The sequence below is a fragment of the Gilliamella sp. Occ4-3 genome (assembly GCF_001690675.1).
In the GTDB taxonomy this organism is placed as follows: domain Bacteria; phylum Pseudomonadota; class Gammaproteobacteria; order Enterobacterales; family Orbaceae; genus Gilliamella; species Gilliamella bombi.
The window spans coordinates 1-17,850 of record NZ_LZHR01000063.1 but is presented as its reverse complement, the minus strand read 5'-3'; the positions used below and the strand labels follow the sequence as shown (position 1 = coordinate 17,850).

General features: G+C 30.0%; 27 protein-coding genes. 14 read left to right on the top strand and 13 right to left on the bottom strand.

All coding sequences use genetic code 11. The features are described 5' to 3' along the window. The 4 genes from A9G44_RS07265 to A9G44_RS07250 all read left to right on the top strand — a co-directional run. The coding region (locus A9G44_RS07265) for an IS5 family transposase (RefSeq protein ID WP_143426337.1) at window positions 1-409 on the top strand (409 nt) is incomplete at its 5' end. Window positions 410-514: 105 nt separating this feature from the next. Continuing rightward, a complete protein-coding gene (locus A9G44_RS13690) occupies window positions 515-1,252 on the top strand; it encodes a hypothetical protein (RefSeq protein WP_218837553.1) in 738 nt (245 codons plus the stop codon). A 119-nt stretch (window positions 1,253-1,371) separates the two neighbouring features. Beyond that, window positions 1,372-1,773: a hypothetical protein gene (locus A9G44_RS07255; protein WP_065610089.1), complete on the top strand. Its 402-nt coding sequence runs from the start codon at window positions 1,372-1,374 to the stop codon at window positions 1,771-1,773. Window positions 1,774-1,782: 9 nt separating this feature from the next. After that, the gene (locus A9G44_RS07250; protein ID WP_065589784.1) at window positions 1,783-2,067 is read left to right on the top strand and encodes a hypothetical protein; all 285 of its coding nucleotides are present in this window, start codon (window positions 1,783-1,785) and stop codon (window positions 2,065-2,067) included. 139 nt (window positions 2,068-2,206) lie between these two features. Here A9G44_RS07250 and A9G44_RS07245 read toward each other — a convergent pair whose 3' ends face one another. Next, window positions 2,207-3,097, bottom strand: coding sequence for a DUF4261 domain-containing protein (locus tag A9G44_RS07245; protein ID WP_065610087.1), 891 nt, complete (start codon window positions 3,095-3,097; stop codon window positions 2,207-2,209). Window positions 3,098-3,190: 93 nt separating this feature from the next. Then, window positions 3,191-4,069 carry a DUF4261 domain-containing protein gene (locus A9G44_RS07240; protein WP_065610085.1) on the bottom strand — a complete coding sequence of 293 codons (879 nt, stop codon included), beginning with the start codon at window positions 4,067-4,069 and terminating at the stop codon, window positions 3,191-3,193. A 178-nt stretch (window positions 4,070-4,247) separates the two neighbouring features. Between A9G44_RS07240 and A9G44_RS07235 the strand changes: the two genes are divergently transcribed. From A9G44_RS07235 to A9G44_RS07215, 5 genes are all read left to right on the top strand, one after another. Continuing rightward, window positions 4,248-4,637, top strand: a complete 390-nt coding sequence (locus tag A9G44_RS07235; RefSeq protein WP_257006589.1) for a DoxX family protein — start codon at window positions 4,248-4,250, stop codon at window positions 4,635-4,637. Window positions 4,638-4,830: 193 nt separating this feature from the next. After that, a complete protein-coding gene (locus tag A9G44_RS07230) occupies window positions 4,831-5,049 on the top strand; it encodes a DUF7710 domain-containing protein (protein WP_065589781.1) in 219 nt (72 codons plus the stop codon). Between the two features lie 151 nt (window positions 5,050-5,200). Beyond that, complete coding sequence (locus tag A9G44_RS07225; RefSeq protein ID WP_143426336.1) at window positions 5,201-5,557, top strand: hypothetical protein; 357 nt, start codon at window positions 5,201-5,203, stop codon at window positions 5,555-5,557. A 22-nt stretch (window positions 5,558-5,579) separates the two neighbouring features. Further along, window positions 5,580-5,807: a hypothetical protein gene (locus A9G44_RS07220; protein WP_065610079.1), complete on the top strand. Its 228-nt coding sequence runs from the start codon at window positions 5,580-5,582 to the stop codon at window positions 5,805-5,807. Window positions 5,808-6,029: 222 nt separating this feature from the next. Then, window positions 6,030-6,362, top strand: coding sequence for a hypothetical protein (locus A9G44_RS07215; protein ID WP_065610077.1), 333 nt, complete (start codon window positions 6,030-6,032; stop codon window positions 6,360-6,362). Window positions 6,363-6,448: 86 nt separating this feature from the next. On the opposite strand, the gene A9G44_RS07210 is transcribed toward A9G44_RS07215, so the two are convergent. The 10 genes from A9G44_RS07210 to A9G44_RS07165 form a co-directional block, all read right to left on the bottom strand. Continuing rightward, complete coding sequence (locus A9G44_RS07210; RefSeq protein WP_065610075.1) at window positions 6,449-6,808, bottom strand: hypothetical protein; 360 nt, start codon at window positions 6,806-6,808, stop codon at window positions 6,449-6,451. Window positions 6,809-6,980: 172 nt separating this feature from the next. After that, entirely contained in the window at window positions 6,981-8,102 is a 1,122-nt protein-coding gene (locus tag A9G44_RS07205) for a hypothetical protein (protein ID WP_065610073.1), read from the bottom strand. A 63-nt stretch (window positions 8,103-8,165) separates the two neighbouring features. After that, window positions 8,166-8,558 (bottom strand): DUF2750 domain-containing protein, encoded by a 393-nt coding sequence (locus A9G44_RS07200; RefSeq protein WP_065610071.1) that lies wholly within the window; start codon window positions 8,556-8,558, stop codon window positions 8,166-8,168. Window positions 8,559-8,835: 277 nt separating this feature from the next. Next, window positions 8,836-9,717, bottom strand: a complete 882-nt coding sequence (locus tag A9G44_RS07195) for a hypothetical protein (RefSeq protein ID WP_065610068.1) — start codon at window positions 9,715-9,717, stop codon at window positions 8,836-8,838. 127 nt (window positions 9,718-9,844) lie between these two features. Beyond that, entirely contained in the window at window positions 9,845-10,156 is a 312-nt protein-coding gene (locus A9G44_RS07190; protein WP_065610066.1) for a DUF7716 domain-containing protein, read from the bottom strand. A gap of 40 nt (window positions 10,157-10,196) precedes the next feature. After that, a complete protein-coding gene (locus tag A9G44_RS07185; protein ID WP_065610064.1) occupies window positions 10,197-10,682 on the bottom strand; it encodes a hypothetical protein in 486 nt (161 codons plus the stop codon). A gap of 567 nt (window positions 10,683-11,249) precedes the next feature. Further along, complete coding sequence (locus tag A9G44_RS07180) at window positions 11,250-11,714, bottom strand: hypothetical protein (RefSeq protein WP_143422057.1); 465 nt, start codon at window positions 11,712-11,714, stop codon at window positions 11,250-11,252. Window positions 11,715-11,914: 200 nt separating this feature from the next. Beyond that, window positions 11,915-12,292 carry an Imm8 family immunity protein gene (locus tag A9G44_RS07175; protein WP_065610061.1) on the bottom strand — a complete coding sequence of 126 codons (378 nt, stop codon included), beginning with the start codon at window positions 12,290-12,292 and terminating at the stop codon, window positions 11,915-11,917. An 80-nt stretch (window positions 12,293-12,372) separates the two neighbouring features. Next, a complete protein-coding gene (locus tag A9G44_RS07170) occupies window positions 12,373-12,966 on the bottom strand; it encodes a hypothetical protein (RefSeq protein WP_065610059.1) in 594 nt (197 codons plus the stop codon). 184 nt (window positions 12,967-13,150) lie between these two features. Continuing rightward, window positions 13,151-13,603: a hypothetical protein gene (locus tag A9G44_RS07165; protein WP_065610057.1), complete on the bottom strand. Its 453-nt coding sequence runs from the start codon at window positions 13,601-13,603 to the stop codon at window positions 13,151-13,153. A gap of 132 nt (window positions 13,604-13,735) precedes the next feature. Here A9G44_RS07165 and A9G44_RS07160 point away from each other — a divergent pair, with 132 nt between their 5' ends. From A9G44_RS07160 to comJ, 3 genes are all read left to right on the top strand, one after another. After that, the gene (locus A9G44_RS07160; RefSeq protein WP_179854819.1) at window positions 13,736-14,236 is read left to right on the top strand and encodes a CPCC family cysteine-rich protein; all 501 of its coding nucleotides are present in this window, start codon (window positions 13,736-13,738) and stop codon (window positions 14,234-14,236) included. Between the two features lie 78 nt (window positions 14,237-14,314). Next, window positions 14,315-14,749, top strand: a complete 435-nt coding sequence (locus A9G44_RS07155) for a hypothetical protein (RefSeq protein WP_065610052.1) — start codon at window positions 14,315-14,317, stop codon at window positions 14,747-14,749. Window positions 14,750-15,071: 322 nt separating this feature from the next. Beyond that, window positions 15,072-15,554: a competence protein ComJ gene (gene comJ, locus A9G44_RS07150; protein ID WP_065610050.1), complete on the top strand. Its 483-nt coding sequence runs from the start codon at window positions 15,072-15,074 to the stop codon at window positions 15,552-15,554. A gap of 383 nt (window positions 15,555-15,937) precedes the next feature. Here comJ and A9G44_RS07145 read toward each other — a convergent pair whose 3' ends face one another. Further along, window positions 15,938-16,546, bottom strand: a complete 609-nt coding sequence (locus tag A9G44_RS07145; RefSeq protein ID WP_065610048.1) for a riboflavin synthase — start codon at window positions 16,544-16,546, stop codon at window positions 15,938-15,940. A 164-nt stretch (window positions 16,547-16,710) separates the two neighbouring features. Here A9G44_RS07145 and crcB point away from each other — a divergent pair, with 164 nt between their 5' ends. Both crcB and A9G44_RS07135 read left to right on the top strand, forming a co-directional pair. Next, window positions 16,711-17,088, top strand: coding sequence for a fluoride efflux transporter CrcB (gene crcB / locus A9G44_RS07140; protein WP_065610046.1), 378 nt, complete (start codon window positions 16,711-16,713; stop codon window positions 17,086-17,088). A gap of 106 nt (window positions 17,089-17,194) precedes the next feature. Beyond that, window positions 17,195-17,593 carry a cell division inhibitor SulA gene (locus A9G44_RS07135; protein WP_065610044.1) on the top strand — a complete coding sequence of 133 codons (399 nt, stop codon included), beginning with the start codon at window positions 17,195-17,197 and terminating at the stop codon, window positions 17,591-17,593. The last annotated feature ends 257 nt before the right edge of the window (window positions 17,594-17,850 follow it).

Here is a 17,850-nt window from a genome sequence, read left to right as displayed (position 1 = left end):
TGGTAATTCAACTAAAATTCATCTTGCGGTTGATAGTGGTGGTTTGCCTATTTGTTTTGAGCTTTCTGAAGGACAACGACATGATATCACTTATGCAGAAAACCTAGTTGAAAAGCTCGATGAAGTCAATACAGTGATAGCCGATAAAGGTTATGACAGCGAGCCTTTTCGGTGCTTTGTTCGTCAAAAAGGCGGACGAACGGTGATTGCTAAACGTAATTATGGTAAGGATATAGATAAAAGCAGTATGGATAGGTGCCTTTATCGCTATCGTCATTTAGTCGAGAATGCCTTTGCTAGAATCAAGCAATATCGTTCAATATCAACTAGATACGATAAGTTAGAAAGGAATTATGCCAGTATGGTATCACTGGCATTTATGTTAATGTGGCTGCCAATGTATTGTTGAGTAATTTATGTACAGCAAAGATCAACAGCCCCTAATAAACTGGCAAATATTTTTACCAGTTTAGTCTTAAATTAATCGCAAAGTAATAGTACTAAGCAGGAACAGATGAACACTCCCCAAAAATGGTTAAGGTTGTTAATTGATGAGAATTGCTCATTTCAACAACTATTAGCCAAACTTACGAAAGCCTTTAACTGTACATTTACATATAAAAATGATAGTGGTATTGCTAAAGCTAAGTTAGATGATTTTACTATAATAATTCATGACAAAATTGATCGTACTTTTGACATCGTCCTTAATCCATCTTATATTCTTACATTCATGATTACAGAGGATAAATCTCCTAATTACCACGTTGAAAAGCATATTCAAACAACCTTAACCAATCATAGTATTATCTATCAACACTCACAAACCAAAGATCATGCTTATCCCATTGAACTTCCTTTTTGGCAAGCCCCCAACGATGATCTTGTCATAAAATCCAAAGGCGATGCATTAACCGCCTATTGTAGAATATGGTATAAACCTGCCAAGTATTCTAAATTTACGGGTATATTTCAGTTTTCTAATGTTTGGGCAATGCGCTTTGAACGAAACAAACAGTACGCTTACTATAGCCATTGTGATGGTGATGATTTTAATACTTGTTATTGGATTATTCCAGAATCATCATGGCTTGAACAATTAAAAAATGAACGACAATCCCATTTTCCTGAGTGGCAACATTATGATCGTGGTGACTATTGGCATTACATTATTCAAAGTGATTCATTCTACGTAGAAGTCATCGCTAAACAGCTCAAAATATCCAAAAAGCAATTAAAAGGTATTTTTTAAGATAAAATGGCAATATATAAAGGTTAAATCATAACTTGGTATTCAATATACTATGAATCCCTAGATTACAACAGAATCATTTTTTAAGTTAATTGTACAAAGTAAAAAAAGGATTAATCATGCAGGGGTTTTTTGATAGATTAATGCTTGGTGAACTAAAGGATGTAATGATCGCTGGCTATATTGATTATGCTACTCTACCGATTTTTCACCCGCTTTATGATAGATTATATTTTATTATTGATGAAATTATTTTTGAGTTATATCTTAGTGAAGCAGGTATTATACAATATAATGAACTAACAGAAATTAAAGCATGGTTTACTTTAGATGATGATGACCATTTTTCATTAATGTCAATTTATTCACAATTATTCAAAACTGAGCATGCTGTAATTATCACCGATATAACATACTCATCAATACCCTTCTCCTCAATGAGTATAAGTTACGTCAATGGTCAAGACTGCGGTAATTTACTTTTTGACCCAAATCATTTTTTTGGTTTTACATTTTTATAAAGGTTATAAATGTTAGATATTATTGATTTTATTGAATCATCATATAAAGATAATTCAGAGTTAAAACACAAACTAGAATTAGTCAAAAAATTAATTACCTACTTGTCTGAACATGATATTGACAGAACTGTTGGTGAGATTATACCTATCTTGGGCTGTAATACAGGTTATAGTGAATATCGAATCATTAATGACTGTGAATCGGATAACCCTTCACTGTGGTCTGAGTACCAATATAATGGCGAAAAGGTAAGGCTGAATTCTGGAGATATTGTACTCACAATGAAAAAATAAATTTTTGATAATGGGTTAGTACTATCAATAAGTAAATTAAGCAATAAATTAAGTGATAAAATGAATATAAAAAAATAAACGCACTATTCAAAAATAGACGTTTATTTTATTAGATTAATTTTGCTGGCAAGTTAAGTATTTATGCAGTTGCATTATTGCTATTTATTTCAACTACCAAAACATGACCTTGATCTTTCAAAAAGTATTCATCATCTTGTGGAGCGCGTAATGACATCATTTTATCATCCCCCACCTCCATGGTATCGCCTGGCCTCATTGTTGCACCGCTATCACGCAAATACTGTAGGATATTGCCAAACATTTCAAAATAATATTCCCCCTCATCATGGCTATTGGCTAATACAGCAAAATCAGGCAAGCCAAAAATATCCGCACCATAAGTACGCATCCATACCCCTTTAACACCCTCTACCTCATATTTCACAAATCCGCAAAAGAACGAGGGTAAGCAATGGCGTAAACTATCAATTCCATCTTTATCTGTAACCAATTTGCGAATCGTATTTATCGGTAACGAAGAATGCCCATTTCCGTTAATCACAGCCAAAGCGTTAAACTCCTCCAAACCAGCAGCTAAACGGATTAAAGCTAAGTATTGCTCAAGTACATCTTGCTCATACCCAACATAATATAAAATTAAATGGCTATCATTATTGCGAATTTGCGCTTTGATATCCTGATTATAATGTGCAGGTGCAATACAAGTTTCTAATACCTCTGCAGGATATGGAGCATTGATACCGAATAGCTTAATCACGTGTTTTCCCCAACCAACTAAGATATAGCATCCATCATCTAACTGCCCCAATGGCTGTTGGTATTGGATATTTTTCATAGAAGAATCTATTTTACGTAATTTATTTAATAAATTATCTTCATCAAAACAAAATTGTCCTTTAAAAACGACTCCTAATGCTAATGGCTCCTTAATCTCTGGATTTTCAACCAGAGTCCCGCTTGCTTGTTGTTGCTGTGGCTTTTTGCCAAATAGGCGTGTAAAAATATTCATTTACTATTCCTTAATATTAACTTTCTCTAAAATCGATTATTATCAAAATGATACTAACCATTATATTAATAATATTATTTATACTGAAGATTACTAAACAAGGTATTCCATCACCAATACCGTTCCACCATTTTGTAAAAAAGATTCTTGTATCAATGGATTACGCAATAACATTTTTTTGCCCTCAGTATCTTCAGTAGTATGACCTGCACGTATCATTGCCCCACTATCCCGCAAAGAAAGCAATAAATTATTGAACATGTTCATATATTTTTCTCCATCTTCATAACTATTAGCTAATATAGCAAAATCAGGAAAACCAAAAGCATCGGCACCATAAGTACGCATCCATACGCCATCAAACTGGTCAACATTAAATTTCTCAAATCCAATAAAAAATAAAGGTAAACAATTACGTAACAAATAAACGCCTTTTTGTTCGGTTGCCAGTGCACTGGCAACATGAGTTGCTAAAATTTGATGAGCTTTTGCATTAATAAGAGCGCACATATCACTATGTTCAAATCCAACAGCAAACTGTGTTAGAGCAACATATTGTTCAACTAAATCCTCTTCAAAGCCAACATAGTACAATATTATATGGCTTTGATGATGATAAACTTGTTGTCTAAAATCCTGCCTTTTTGGACTGTTTTCAATACAAGATTCTAAAATTTCGGTAGGACAAGGGGAATTAAAACCAACGATTTTAATAATGTGCTTACCAAAGGCGGCAAGTATATCAGCTCCATCAGCTATTTGCTCAATCGATGATTGTAAACGAATATTTTTCATTGATGAATCAATTTTGCGTAATGTTTTTAATAAGTTATGTTGATTAAAAGAAAGATTACCATTGAATAGAACGATCAAAGATAAAGGATTTTCAATAGAAGAATTTGGCACAAAGATGTCATCTGATTGCTGGATTTCATTATCACCACGCCTAAACAAGCGAGAAAATAACCCCATTTTATATTCCTTATTAAATTCATCTTTTATTGCCTAAATAGCACAAGGCTATTTAGATATAGTTTTGTATACATTATATGTATATTATAAAATTTTTAAAATACCAAACAATTGATTTCTTAACAAACGTATCTTTGATAATTTTTAAGCTCATCGACTAAAACATCGATTAAACAACATTGCATCACTTTTATTACGTATAGCATTAGGTATTATGTTTTTGGCGCATGGGTTAACTAAACTTCTTGTTTTAACCCCCTCTGGTACAGCTCAATACTTTGAATCTATTGGATTTCCAGGATTTGTTGGTTATTTAACAATTGCTTTTGAAATTGCTGGTGGCGCTTTATTACTTTTAGGAATTCTAACTCGTATAATTAGCTCACTCACTGTTATTCAAATGATTGTTATAAGTTTTATTCATTCAACAAATGGCTGGTCATTTAGTAATACAGGCGGAGGTTGGGAATATCCTGCTTTTATGGCTTTGAGTGCATTTAGCCTTGCATTATTGGGGACTGGAAAAATTAGCGTATTACCTCAAAGATTTCATTTATTAACAAAATAATCTGATCCTTCTATCGGATTGAACTCTCTACACAATAACTTACAGTACCAATAAAAATATAGGAATTGCTCGTATTGTTTACAGTAATTTGAGAAAATATTATAAACAATACAAGCAGTTCCCATAAATTATTGTTTATAACATTTTTATTATTAGCATGAAAAATACAAAGAAGAATTACAGGTGAAATAGTATGAAAGAATATAGTTGGGTTTGGGTTTTTAAGAGAGACAATATTTCAATGGTATCTGCGGTGTTTTCGTCCCTTGAAAAAGCAGATAACTGGGTAAAGCTTAACAAATTAACAGGCGTTTTGACTAAAATGCCGATAGATATTGGTGGTTATGATTGGTGTATACAAAATAGTGCACAAATGCTTGAGCACTATCATTACCAAGAAGGTATTAGATAAAGTTATATTAAATTGTTAGGTTTGTTTAAACTCACTTTATTAGTAATAGCAAAATTTTATAAATACTATAATTGACTTAAATCTTACCGAGAAAAATGATATTTAAGGAAATCAGAATATTAATAATATGATAAATAATGAAATAAAATTCTTGGCAACAAATATTAACTGTTATACCGAAGATCAAGTATTAATAATTGGTATCAGCAACGATCTAATATTTCCCAACAATTACTTAATATTATCTAGATTTGATGAAGATGAAAGTGATGTAGATGAATCAATAGGTATGCAGACTCATCTAACCGAAATCGAAGTAACTAAAGCAGTTAAAAATATCGTTTTGAAAAAAAATACACTTACCATAGAGATAAATAAACATAAAATCGAGCAAATACAGGCTAAAAAAATTATTATTAAATTTAATGAACTAGATAACACGTTGTTAATTAAATATATTAACGATATTTTCTCAGATAGTTCAACAACTGTAATTATTAATGTATAAAAGGAGAAAAAAGGAAAATAACATGCTTTATCAACAAGAATTTATAGCTTGTGTCACACAAAAAATATCTGAAAAGCAGGACCTGTTAGACATTAGAAAATCACTTGTTTATTTTAAAAACAAAGGCATGTCCAAAGATTGTATGTATATGTGCTTGCAAAACTTAACATATCCTAATAGTGAAGATATTATTTTAGAATTAATGGATTTTGTAACAGGTTTTTGTCATTCTGATTTGGCTGTATACTAACATCAAAAAGAATAGATGTCGCAATTATCAAGATATAAGTATTTACCTCAAATCACACACATTGCATAAAATGATACAAGTGCGTATGTAAATGTAATAAGCTATTCTTCTTCTGATTTAAATAAAGAAATATTTTCCATGAATCGGTTTATTAGAATTCGGAGACAGAATCAACCTTACCCTTTAAATAACAAATTCACAAAATCTAGGATGGGATCCTTAATGAAATTTATTTATAGAAATGATAAAACAAAATCGCTTCATTGGGAATTTTGTGAGAAAAATCATACTCCTTTTATAGAGTTAAGTATTATTAATCATAAATTCACTAATATCTTTTATGATATAAGCAATTATCATATCTCTTTAGAAGAAATTTCTGATGATATAAAAAAATTATATTTAGCTTACATCGAATTTTGTATGCTTTCCGATCCTATAATTGAAGATTCGTATAACCAATACTATTTTTTTAATTTAATCGTAAAAAGTGAGCATGCTAATTTTTTAGCAGAAAAATTATATGATTATCTTTTATTTAGATTAAGCAATTAAGTTAGAATATTTCCACTATTAATCAGGTTTAATTAAATAGTAGTCAAAACGGTTGCATAGTTATTACATACGCTGCTATATTTTTGTTAAAACATGGTCAAGCAAAAATCACTATCTATGAAACGATACTCTAGCCAGTTTCCTGATTTTTTACTGTATCCTTGTAATATAAAATTATTTTGTTCAAACGATATTTTCTGAATATATTCAAAAAACTCTAATTCATGTTTGAATAACGTTTTCTGTTCAAAGCGATTATTCAAATGATTAACGATAAAAACATTTGCTTCAAAATATGACCAATTAAAAATCGATAAACAAACATTAGTTATGCGTTGTTTTGTCTCTAATTGGTAAACTGATGCAAAATATATCTTAATTTCATGAGGAAATATTTTAGTATCCAAAATATTGCAATCTGCTGTTTCTATATGTTGTATATTCATTTTTTAGCAGCTCAGTTTGTTTTAAACAATAGATTGCTTTAAATCAACAATATTATCGTAAATATCTAAAGCGCTTTTTACCTAATCATATAGGAGTACGTGATTGGTATAATATTACTTTATCTGGCGATGGTGTTGAGTCAATTAAGAAGATTTGCTTTTTTAACTCAGCTTAATTTACTATTAGTGACGTTTTTTTAAGCTTTATAGTTAATTCTTTGATACATTCATTCGCCATTTTTTTGTATTTTATCGCATTTTCTTCAGAATAGTTTTCATCAACCATTTTTTCAAAATCGGCAAGTGTACCAAAAAAATCCATTGCTTGAATTGCAAATGCGCTATTAACCCAACAAGCAAAAATAATTTGCGAGTTATCTTCGCCAGTTTTACGATAAGCTATATTCTGTATTTGATCTATATCCAAATATATGCCACGAGTAACCGATAAGTTTTCGGGTAATGATGTGATTTTGGTTGACTGTATATTTAAATGCTCACCAACAAACAAATTTTTAGGCAATGCTTGAATTTGTGTATTCGCTAGACTTAAATACCCTCCTACAGATAAATGTTCTGGTAATGTTTGGATTCTTGTATTTCTTAAATTTAAAAACCCACCGACAGAAAATTTTTCGGGTAGTTGTTTGATGTTTGTATTTCTTAAATCTAAATCACCACCGACTGTTAAGCCTTCAGGTAATGATTGAATATTTGTATAGGCTAAATCTAGATCGCCACCAACAAATAAGTTTTCAGATAATTTGTTGATCTGACTATTGATTAAATATAAATCCCCACCAACCGACAAATTTCTTGGTAGTATTTCAATTTCTGTATTTTCTAGATTTAAATTACCACCAATCGATAGGTTATCAGGTAATTCTTTTAGCTCAGAAAAGACAAGATCTAAATCGCCACCAATTGATAAATTTTCTGGTAATGATTGAATGTCTGTATTTCCTAGATATAAATCACCACCAATAGATAGATTGTTAGGCAGTTCTTTGATATGTGTAAACGATAAATATAAACTGCCACCAACAGATAAATTGTCGGGTAATAGTTGAATTGATGAATCTGTTAAATCTAAATCACCACTAACAGAAAAATTTTTAGGTAGTGCTTCAATTTTTGTATGAGCTAAAATCAAATCGCCGTTAATCAATAAATTATCGGGTAATACACAAATTCCTTTTTTTGTTAAATTTAAATTATTATTAACTATGATTTTATTATCGTTAATACAGTATTTTACGCCCTTTTTGTTTAATAACTCCAAAAACTTTTCCATTATATCTCGCATAAATAATAAAGGTTGTGATAATTTTATTTTTATTCTGATATCAATATAAAATTACATATAATTACTACATTCGTGTTCTAAATCAAGCAGTAAACTTTCAGCATCAACAACTGGAGTATTAGATAACCCCGGAACTGAGAAAATACCTACTTGAGTCCCTTTTGATGATAATTTAGGCAGCAATTCATCCATTATATAATCAAGAGATAATGCTTTTGGTTTGTAATTTTTCCAACCATCTATAGCACAATTTGCAGCATATTCACGAGCTGGCCATAATATAAGAACTTCACTATTGTCACCATTTATGCCACTCAAGGCAAAACCATCATAATCCAAAACCCAAGCTTTTTCGTTATCAACAATTCTTTTTATAGAATAAATGTATCTCTCTTTGCTACCTTTATTTGACATAGCTTCGATTTCTTTGGCTGATACTTTCATAATTAGTCCTCATATTTTTTGCTACGTTTGGCAAGCATAGATAATAATAATTATCATGTCAATGTTGAAAATTTGTATAAATTAGAGTATTGAAATACAGTATATTGATATCCGTGCTTTTTTATAACATGTTAAATTTTAAAATAAAATGAAAGCGTAATTTGAAATGACTGTCCACTAAAATGAGGACAGTTCACATTATTTAGTAATATTCGGCATTGTAGTCATTTTGCCGATCTTATTGGACTAATCAAGGTAGAGTGTTTTTTATTTTATCTTAATTTACTATCGGTAACGGTTTATTAAGCTTTATACTCAGCTCTTTGATACATTCATTCGCCATTTTTTTGTATTTTATCGCATTTTCTTCAGAATAGTTTTCATCAACCATTTTTTCAAAATCGGCAAGTGTACCAAAAAATTCCATTGCTTGGATTGCAAATGCGCCATTAACCCAACAAGCAAAAATAATTTGCGAGTTATCTTCGCTAGTTTTACGATAAGCTATATTCTGTATTTGATCTATATCCAAATATATGCCACGACCAACAGATAAAGTTTCGGGTAATTCTTGAATTTCTGTCGATTCAATGTTTAAGTGACCATCAACGGATAAGTATTCAGGTAACCTAGTCATTTTGGTAAATTTCAAATCCAAATCACCTTTAATAGAAAAGTGTTCTGGTAATGCTTCTATTTCTGTAAATCCTAAGTATAAATTCCCACCAACTGATAAGTTTTCGGGTAGCATTTTGATGTTTGTCACTGTTAAATTGAGATCACCTTGGACAGATAGGTTTTCTGGTAGTGCTGTTATGTTTGTTTTTGCTAAATTTAGACTACCACTAATCGAAAAATTCTTAGGTAATGCTTTGATTTCCGTATTTGTTAAATATAAATAGCCACCAATAAGTATCTTTTCAGGTAATTTTTTGATTTCTGTATTTGTTAAATCTAAATCACCACTAACAGAAAAATTTTTAGGTAGTGCTTCAATTCTTGTATAAGTTAAAATCAAATCCCCGTTAACAAACAAGTTTTCAGGTAATGCTTTAATTCCTTTATTTCTTAGATTTAAATTACCATCAACTGTGATCTTATTGTCTTCAATGAGGTATTTTATACCTTGTTTATTTAGTAATTCTAAAAATTTTTTCATAATTTCTCTTTAACGATAAAAACTGTTTTAAATAGACTACATTAATGCGGTTAACAACGGTAAATTTTACTACTACAGATTTTTGCTTAAAAACGGAAAGACCTTTTTTTGACCTTCCCATTTTGGATTAATCCAAAAAATCATCATTTTCAAGGTAATAAATAATAGCATCTAATAAATCTTTTTTTGTAGCATTAGGATGATGTTCAAGTTTATTATCGATAATGGCTTGAAATGTCGGATATTCTAACCATGCATCATATTTATCAGGTGAATCATCCATTTCATCAAATTCATCTTCCGTCTCTGCAATGTAATAATTGGCATTTTTAATGCAATTGATCTCATTTATAAATTCAGGTTCTACAAAAAAAAACCAAGGTTCATTCAAATTTTTATAAATACGGAACAAATTATCAATTCCTCTTATAGTTTTCATTCATAATCTCCAATTATTATTTACAATAAATTGTATCTGGCTATTTTCTGCCATCATCACAACCATCGTCTTTATTTATTTCATTATTCCACTCTAAACTGACTTGCTCATCATAGCATGGTGGAATTTCTTTATCTAGAACAGGTAAATATTCGCCGTTTATTATATTATATGCATGTTTTCTATAAGAATACTTAGATATTATATTTTTAATATCATCATACAAATTTTCTTTTTTTAACCAGACGTTACCACATTCACCACACCCAAAAAATGGAGGGATATCTTCAATATAAGATACTATACCCGTACATGTTTCTTTAGGGCATCTTAACCCATTAACAACAGGGATTTTTTTATTGTCTAGGTTAGTTAACCGCATTGGATTAAAAGCATAACTCATAAAACAATAAGGGCACTGTATCATAATGAATTTCATGTTTTTTTCACGAGAAACTAAGATGAATCGATCTTGCTCCTCTGATGCTATAAATGCTTTATTACAATTATCGCAGAATAAATTCATACCGACCTCTTTTAATTAGTACCAAATAAGGAATATTCTTTTAGGATACTTGTGTAAATCTTTATTATTGACGAAATAATGGGTTTTTATGATGTACAACCATATTATCAGCCAATTTTCCTTCCAAATTATTACAAACGTTAATAACTATTTGTAGCTTACTTCACATTGACCAATCACATCAAAAATATGATCATAAGTACTTAAAACATAATGTTCATCTTGTTCCTTATCAAATACTTTATCGAAACAAGATTTTTGTACCAACTAATATTTTGATTCATCAATCATCGTAATAGTTAAACTTTTTATATTTTTAAATTTAAAACAGATTAAAGCCTCGCCTTCTAATCCTCTGCTGGGTTGGCAATGTGGTAACCACAAAGAAGCTACTACCTTTAATTCCAGTGGAAACATATCAAATATGATGTCTTTTAATATTAAAGCGTCTCTTCCATATATTTCTCCATAGATTGTTTCAATTGCCTGATTGTTTACTTCTGGTATTTTATTTTTCTTCTATTTCGACTATTCCCAATCTGTCGTCATGTAGTTTAATTATTATTTTTAATTGACCGATAAACCGAATGAAAACAACAGTGCTAAAACTGATGCTTTTTTATCCTCGAAACCAAAAGCCGAGGAATTTATATCAAAGGTATATAAAAGCTCATTTTTGTTTAACAACACAAAATGATAATCATGTAATATATCAATCAGTTCAGGCAATATTTGATAAATATCATCATTACAATCAATAACTTTATTTTCATAAAATAAAAAGGCATAGGCCGATACTAAAGATAAATATAAATACATTGATTTATTATGATAATTAAATTTTAGCGATATACATACGTCATAGTTTAAATCAGTATTATCTTCTACTTTAAATAAAGCATGGATATCATTTAGTAGACATTTATATTTTAGGGAGTTATAGGATTCCATCACGAAATGGAAATCTGGGTTGCTTAAATCGCCATATGCTTTTTGAAGTGCATATAAGATCTTTTCTCTTTGAATATGCATTAATATTAAAACTCCCATTTTATGGAATACTTATGTACTTCACTTTTGCAATCCACATGAATGCTGGTTTTAGTTTGCACGTTCCCATTAGGCTCAGTCTCAACCGAACTATTTTTACTCAAACCGCTATAAAGGATCACTTAATAAATTGTGCTAATTACTCATCACCACATATTCATAATTAGCATATTTTTTTAGGGTTATTTCATACCATCATATTCCCAATAAAAACTACTGGCTAATTTATCTAAAGCTTGTATCTGAGCAGAGGGATTTATCAAAGCAAGTTGTTCATCTATTAAACTTCTAACCTTATCCCAATCGTATTGGTATAGTAACAACATTTTATATAATTTAGGTTGTTGCATTCTATCGTTATTTAAATTCATTATCCCTTCTGGAGTGGCAATAATAATTGAATAAATATCTGTTTCATCCTTTCCTGTAATACCAATATTCATTTCTAATAAGTAAAATACTGCATTGTCTTCTGGCTTCCATCGCCAAGGATCATGTATATCTGGGGACCAGTAATGTTTCACTTCAAATTTTTGTTGCCTAATTTTTAATTTATTCATGATATATCGCTTGAGATTTTGCTAGTTATGGCAACCCGATAGAATTATTATTAAATCATATCGCCGTGTTGCCAGCTAGTTTATGTTGATTGCTCAAAAGTCATATATGTATTTTCCTTTTCATTTAAAAAAATATATAAATAGGTAATATCGTGGCTGATTTCGGTTATATCTAATTGACCTATAAAAATTAACGGTTTGTTATCTACGGTTGGCCAGTTTGGGGATTGAAGCCATTTAGGTCTATTTTTTAAAAACTTAAAATCTTTCTTAATTTCTAATTTTAACGCTCTTTCTAATTCAACTCCAACTTTATCCCGATGTTTATTCATGATTAAATTAAAGTATGGTTCAGTTAAATTTAACCAGCTTGGCTCAACTTTCATAAATAGGTCATACTTTTTTGTATGTTCATTATTTAGTGAGAAATGAATATTTCTTTTAGTAAGGAACTTTGAAAGTAAATCTTTACTATTGAGTTCACCTGATGGTAATAAAATATCAATTTCAATAAGATATAAAAATGCATTTTTATATTTGCTGGTATAGGGGGGAATTTGATTCTCTTCCGATAAAAGATCTTCAATATCCTTATTATAATAAAGTTCTTTTTGAAAATCCTGCGGAGAAAGCGAGCCTGCCAAATAGCTTTTTATAATATCGATAGAATTCATTTTTTATTACCTTATGGGTATCGCAACAGATCAAGGGGAACATTTCTTTTTTTCATATGACTCAATTTTAATTGATTAAATTTTGAGATCTTATTTTGAAATGTTACCTCTATTTTTCCCTTATATAATCAATAATAATCATATAGTAATTGATGACGATAAACAAATCACACATTATTCCAATTCAAAAAATGACGCCCTTTAATGTACTGGATATCACCGCAGGCGATAAGTCAGCTTGCTGATAAATTATAGTGCTTCCACTACAGAAGTGGATTTCAATTTGTTCTATATTATCTATATGGTTTACTGTATGCTCTGGCAATAGTTGGATAATATTAGCTGGTAATAAAGCATTAAAATTTGTTTTCATTATTCCATAAGTATCATGGATAGCGATACCACTAAATTCAAAGTTATCTTCTGATAAATTAATGAGTTCATAGCCACTATGTTCTTTTTTATCAAGACCTATTTCTATATCAAAAAGTCCGATTTTAGCCGTGTACAAAATGGCTGATTTCATTGTTTCTATTCTACAATGTCCAAAAAAAGCCTCTTTCACTAAAGCAGAAAGACACTTCAAAAAGCCGCCATTGTTAATAATATCAATAAGATCAATATTTAATCTTTCCATATTTCACATTCTATCTTTTTTATTGTTCCAGTTTTTCATTTATCATAAGCGTAAAATAAAAAGCCTGATAGTAACAAAACTATATATTTGATAAATTAGATGATTTATCATTTCATTATTTACATTAACCCAATGAAAACACTCAGCCGAAGACTCGCTTTAACACTGTTAGCTATCGAAATGATTGCACAATCCACAAAACAGGATATTGAGAATATTCTCTTTGCAAATTATCTTGATAAAGATGGTCAACCGTTAACATATACAAATATGTATGATGATGCTATTCAACCGTTTTTATTAGGCTATTTTATTGATATTAAATTGAAAGGCTATTCTAATCAATATTTAAAACAATATGTTAGTGCTTTATATGGTGAACCTATTACCATTATAGGGGACGAAGATATTTTGCATGCATGTCCTTGTTGCCATTATTTAACCTTAACTCATCAAGGACAATACGATGTTTGCCCATTATGTTATTGGGAGGATGATGGCACACTAAGCACTGAATTAGACCATTATAGTTCAGTTAATCACTCGACATTAAGCAAATATAAAGCAATATTCGACAAACAAAAAGCTACGTTAACAAATATTCCGTATAAATTAGCTAATAGAAATTTATAATACTTGCATCAAATCTAGGTTTGATTATGCAATAAATTAACCACGCTTTTGGAGATTAACATATAAAAGAGTGCTTAGATGACAAAAATATTAGCGTTATGGAATAAACAAACATTACCTATAAAAGACGGGATTTACTTTTCTACTGGTGAATCAATATCTCTTTCAGCCCAGTTTTATCCCCAATTATTAATTCAAAAAGGGAAACCATTCAACCTTAACCTTTTTTTGGATAAAGATCCTGATAATATCACTAACATAGATATCATCCAAAAAATCACCCTAACAAATGGTAATCAATGCTTTTTAGGTGAAGGAAGCTATGGCTCGGAAGGGTTTATTGCTTACTTAACGCCTAAAGATAATTTAAAATGGGTGATCTATTTCGAAACATCAAACCCATTCATTAATGCAACTGAATTGCCAAACCACTTTCTTATAGTGGAATCAAGTGCCGATTTCAAAATAGTGATTGAATTAAATAACCCACTTAATCTTATTTTAGCTAAATAAGTTTTGTTATATTGTTTTTTATTTATACAAATAACGCCAAATAACACATGAGGCTAAAATAAATGAGAAACCTGAAAAAGTAATATATGCTTTAACAAAGATATGGCATAATCAGCCAATATTCAAAAATCCAAAAGAAAGATAGAAAACAAAAGCTTAGATGGCTTATTAATTTTTAATAAATGGTTAAACCACATAAAGCAATTTTAAGTAAATGCCTTATACATTATTAGCGAATTATTTTTATAATTTGATATTAACAATCTGGCAATTTCCTACATTTAATTTGATGATTTTATGGTATGTAAAAGGAATATCTCTGATGGAAAAAAACAAACAACAGGTTATAGATTTATTAATATCTCATAATCAAATTTTAGTCAGATCTAAACCATACAGTGAAGAATTATCGCAATGGGGTAAACAAAATATTGCACAAGGTGCAGTTATTCATAAGGATTATGTCATTTTTGACCCATTACCTGATGATGCTTTCGGTGCAAACGTTTTTTTAACCTTATCAGATAGTTTTACAATGGATAACCAAACCCAACGATGCATTGTTGTTCCCTTTTACACACATCCCAAAAATACGATTGAGGTTGCCTCTGCCACAGAAAAATTTACTATTAACCTACAATTAGATGCACCATTATATTCACTGTATTATGAAATCTGCGAAGGTGATGAAGTTTTTTATAAATTTACCTTTATACCTGCACTTGTACCAATCACAGCTCACTACATTATTGATGACCAATGGGGTGGCAAAAAAGGAAAAATGCTCCAATCGGGTAAAGTATAACCATCTTCAACCTAATTAACTCTAATCAAAGCATAAAAATAAACCAATAAGGACTAAATTGTTTTTGTCTGTGGTAGAAATGTTAAAAATCTTGTCAAAAACTTTCAGGTAACTATATGTTTAAGTAAAAAAAGCATTTAAATATAAACAGTATTTAAGTATAAAATTAAATTTTGTTGATATTAAATTGTCGATATTCCTCAACTACTAATCAAAGGTCTCCAAATGTTATAAAAGATTATTACCTATTTTAATAAAACATTCAGGTAGACCATTGATTTCATGTTAAACTAACAAAAATACTTAATTAATATAAACCAGTTACTCAATAATCATCTAATAATATTTTTCTTAAATTAATCGAGAATCAAAATTAAATATTATCAATTTTTTGCTGCCAATACCCGTTCAACTGTATCAACAATAGCTTGAGTTTGGGAATCAATTTCGATATTAACTTTATCTCCGACTTTTTTAGCGTCTAACGTGGTAATAGCTAACGTTTCAGGGATTAAATGAATAGCAAAATGATCTTCTTTTACCTGCCCAATTGTTAGGCTTGCGCCATCAATACCTATAAAGCCTTTATATAATACATATTTCATAAATTCTTTCGGCAATTGTAGCGTCATTTCACAATTTGTGGCAGTTTTTTGAATATCAACAATAGTTGCAGTGCAAGATATATGCCCAGACATCACATGACCACCAATTTCATCACCATATTTAGCGCTACGCTCAATATTCACAAAATCATCGATTTTTTTATCACCCAATGTCGTTAATGCAAGGGTTTCTTCCATAATATCAAACGACACGATATCTTTATCGAACCCCGTTACTGTTAAGCAACATCCATCATTGGCAATCGACGCCCCTATTTCAATTTTATTAGTTAATTGATGCGGTAATTTAACTTTATATGTTCTTAATTTATTTTGATCAACAATATCAATAATCTGACCAACGCCTTGAACAATGCCTGTAAACATAGATATACCTCAAATTTTCTTAATATTGAATATTCTATCTCAATCTGATTAGGATTTCCTATTTCTATTTTCTACTGGTATGATCTTTTAAATATTTCCCGATCACTTATTATCTATAGCGATAACAAATTCATATTTCAAAGTATAGTCAAGGATATATCATTATGTTAAAACTGATTTTAGCCATTTCTGTCGGTTCAGTAGCGGGGGGATTAATGCGTTGGTTCTTATCACTTAAACTCAATGTTATTGCTTTTACTATTCCACTAGGTACATTGCTATCTAATTTAGTTGCTGGCTATATTATTGGCTTTGCAATTGCCTTTTTTAATCACTCTAACCTTTCTCCTGAATGGCGGTTATTGGTTATAACGGGTTTTTGTGGTGGCTTATCAACTTTTTCAACCTTTTCTGCCGAGGTGGTTAACTTTTTACAAGACGGTCGAATATCTTGGGGTTTAGCAACAATATTGATTCATGTAATTGGTTCAGTTTTAATGACATATTTAGGTATTTTATCGTATCAATATTTGCGATCTTAAAATAACTCAATTAATAAATCACATAAAAAATAATCATAAATAGAGTTTACAACCTTAAAATACTGTATTAATATACACTGTATAGAAAAACAGTACAGAGGTTATTATGCTTATTGAACATTCTACACAACAACTTATGGCTATTAATTTTGAGTCCCCTTTTCAACAAATATTACAACAACAACGCCCTTTATTAAAATCACTTAATAAAGCTAAAAAATGGCAATTATGGCTTTCTGACAGACCAATGTTAAAACGTTCATGGGTTAATACTGCTGGGTTAGATAAACACAAAGTGATTCATCTAGCAAATTTAAATAATGAGAACCTAGTATCAACTATTGAAAAAGTCTTACAATACAAAACCTGTAGCTATATAGTTGCTTGTATCAATAACCTTAATGAACAAGACAAAGCACGTTTACAAAAAGCCGTATCATTAAGTGATACTTGTCTACTTTTAGTACACGATGAGCAAAGTGAACAATCTATCCAATATCATTAAAAACAAACATATTATCGAAAAAAGCATATTTTTTATATGTTAGAAAGCAAATCTAAAATGTTTAATAAACTAATATACCGCTATAAAAATTAAGTTAAGTATTTGATGTATAAAAATCAGGGCTGAGCATTTAACAATGTTCAGTTTTTTTGATAATTATTAATAACAGTAATTTATAATAGCAATTGACACAGTTTTTTCTAGCAACCTTTCCAATCGCCGTCATGGGTAATTAATCTACAATAACAAGTTTTTTC

What these genes read in the sequence shown, in the direction of transcription:
- A9G44_RS13690 (WP_218837553.1), top strand. Translation starts at nt 515, where the DNA reads ATGAACACTCCCCAAAAATGGTTAAGGTTGTTAATTGATGAGAATTGC.
- A9G44_RS07255 (WP_065610089.1), top strand. Translation starts at nt 1,372, where the DNA reads ATGCAGGGGTTTTTTGATAGATTAATGCTTGGTGAACTAAAGGATGTA.
- A9G44_RS07250 (WP_065589784.1), top strand. Translation starts at nt 1,783, where the DNA reads ATGTTAGATATTATTGATTTTATTGAATCATCATATAAAGATAATTCA.
- A9G44_RS07245 (WP_065610087.1), bottom strand. Translation starts at nt 3,097, where the DNA reads ATGAATATTTTTACACGCCTATTTGGCAAAAAGCCACAGCAACAACAA.
- A9G44_RS07240 (WP_065610085.1), bottom strand. Translation starts at nt 4,069, where the DNA reads ATGGGGTTATTTTCTCGCTTGTTTAGGCGTGGTGATAATGAAATCCAG.
- A9G44_RS07230 (WP_065589781.1), top strand. Translation starts at nt 4,831, where the DNA reads ATGAAAGAATATAGTTGGGTTTGGGTTTTTAAGAGAGACAATATTTCA.
- A9G44_RS07220 (WP_065610079.1), top strand. Translation starts at nt 5,580, where the DNA reads ATGCTTTATCAACAAGAATTTATAGCTTGTGTCACACAAAAAATATCT.
- A9G44_RS07215 (WP_065610077.1), top strand. Translation starts at nt 6,030, where the DNA reads ATGAAATTTATTTATAGAAATGATAAAACAAAATCGCTTCATTGGGAA.
- A9G44_RS07210 (WP_065610075.1), bottom strand. Translation starts at nt 6,808, where the DNA reads ATGAATATACAACATATAGAAACAGCAGATTGCAATATTTTGGATACT.
- A9G44_RS07205 (WP_065610073.1), bottom strand. Translation starts at nt 8,102, where the DNA reads ATGGAAAAGTTTTTGGAGTTATTAAACAAAAAGGGCGTAAAATACTGT.
- A9G44_RS07200 (WP_065610071.1), bottom strand. Translation starts at nt 8,558, where the DNA reads ATGAAAGTATCAGCCAAAGAAATCGAAGCTATGTCAAATAAAGGTAGC.
- A9G44_RS07195 (WP_065610068.1), bottom strand. Translation starts at nt 9,717, where the DNA reads ATGAAAAAATTTTTAGAATTACTAAATAAACAAGGTATAAAATACCTC.
- A9G44_RS07190 (WP_065610066.1), bottom strand. Translation starts at nt 10,156, where the DNA reads ATGAAAACTATAAGAGGAATTGATAATTTGTTCCGTATTTATAAAAAT.
- A9G44_RS07185 (WP_065610064.1), bottom strand. Translation starts at nt 10,682, where the DNA reads ATGAATTTATTCTGCGATAATTGTAATAAAGCATTTATAGCATCAGAG.
- A9G44_RS07180 (WP_143422057.1), bottom strand. Translation starts at nt 11,714, where the DNA reads ATGCATATTCAAAGAGAAAAGATCTTATATGCACTTCAAAAAGCATAT.
- A9G44_RS07175 (WP_065610061.1), bottom strand. Translation starts at nt 12,292, where the DNA reads ATGAATAAATTAAAAATTAGGCAACAAAAATTTGAAGTGAAACATTAC.
- A9G44_RS07170 (WP_065610059.1), bottom strand. Translation starts at nt 12,966, where the DNA reads ATGAATTCTATCGATATTATAAAAAGCTATTTGGCAGGCTCGCTTTCT.
- A9G44_RS07165 (WP_065610057.1), bottom strand. Translation starts at nt 13,603, where the DNA reads ATGGAAAGATTAAATATTGATCTTATTGATATTATTAACAATGGCGGC.
- A9G44_RS07160 (WP_179854819.1), top strand. Translation starts at nt 13,736, where the DNA reads ATGAAAACACTCAGCCGAAGACTCGCTTTAACACTGTTAGCTATCGAA.
- A9G44_RS07155 (WP_065610052.1), top strand. Translation starts at nt 14,315, where the DNA reads ATGACAAAAATATTAGCGTTATGGAATAAACAAACATTACCTATAAAA.
- comJ (WP_065610050.1), top strand. Translation starts at nt 15,072, where the DNA reads ATGGAAAAAAACAAACAACAGGTTATAGATTTATTAATATCTCATAAT.
- A9G44_RS07145 (WP_065610048.1), bottom strand. Translation starts at nt 16,546, where the DNA reads ATGTTTACAGGCATTGTTCAAGGCGTTGGTCAGATTATTGATATTGTT.
- crcB (WP_065610046.1), top strand. Translation starts at nt 16,711, where the DNA reads ATGTTAAAACTGATTTTAGCCATTTCTGTCGGTTCAGTAGCGGGGGGA.
- A9G44_RS07135 (WP_065610044.1), top strand. Translation starts at nt 17,195, where the DNA reads ATGCTTATTGAACATTCTACACAACAACTTATGGCTATTAATTTTGAG.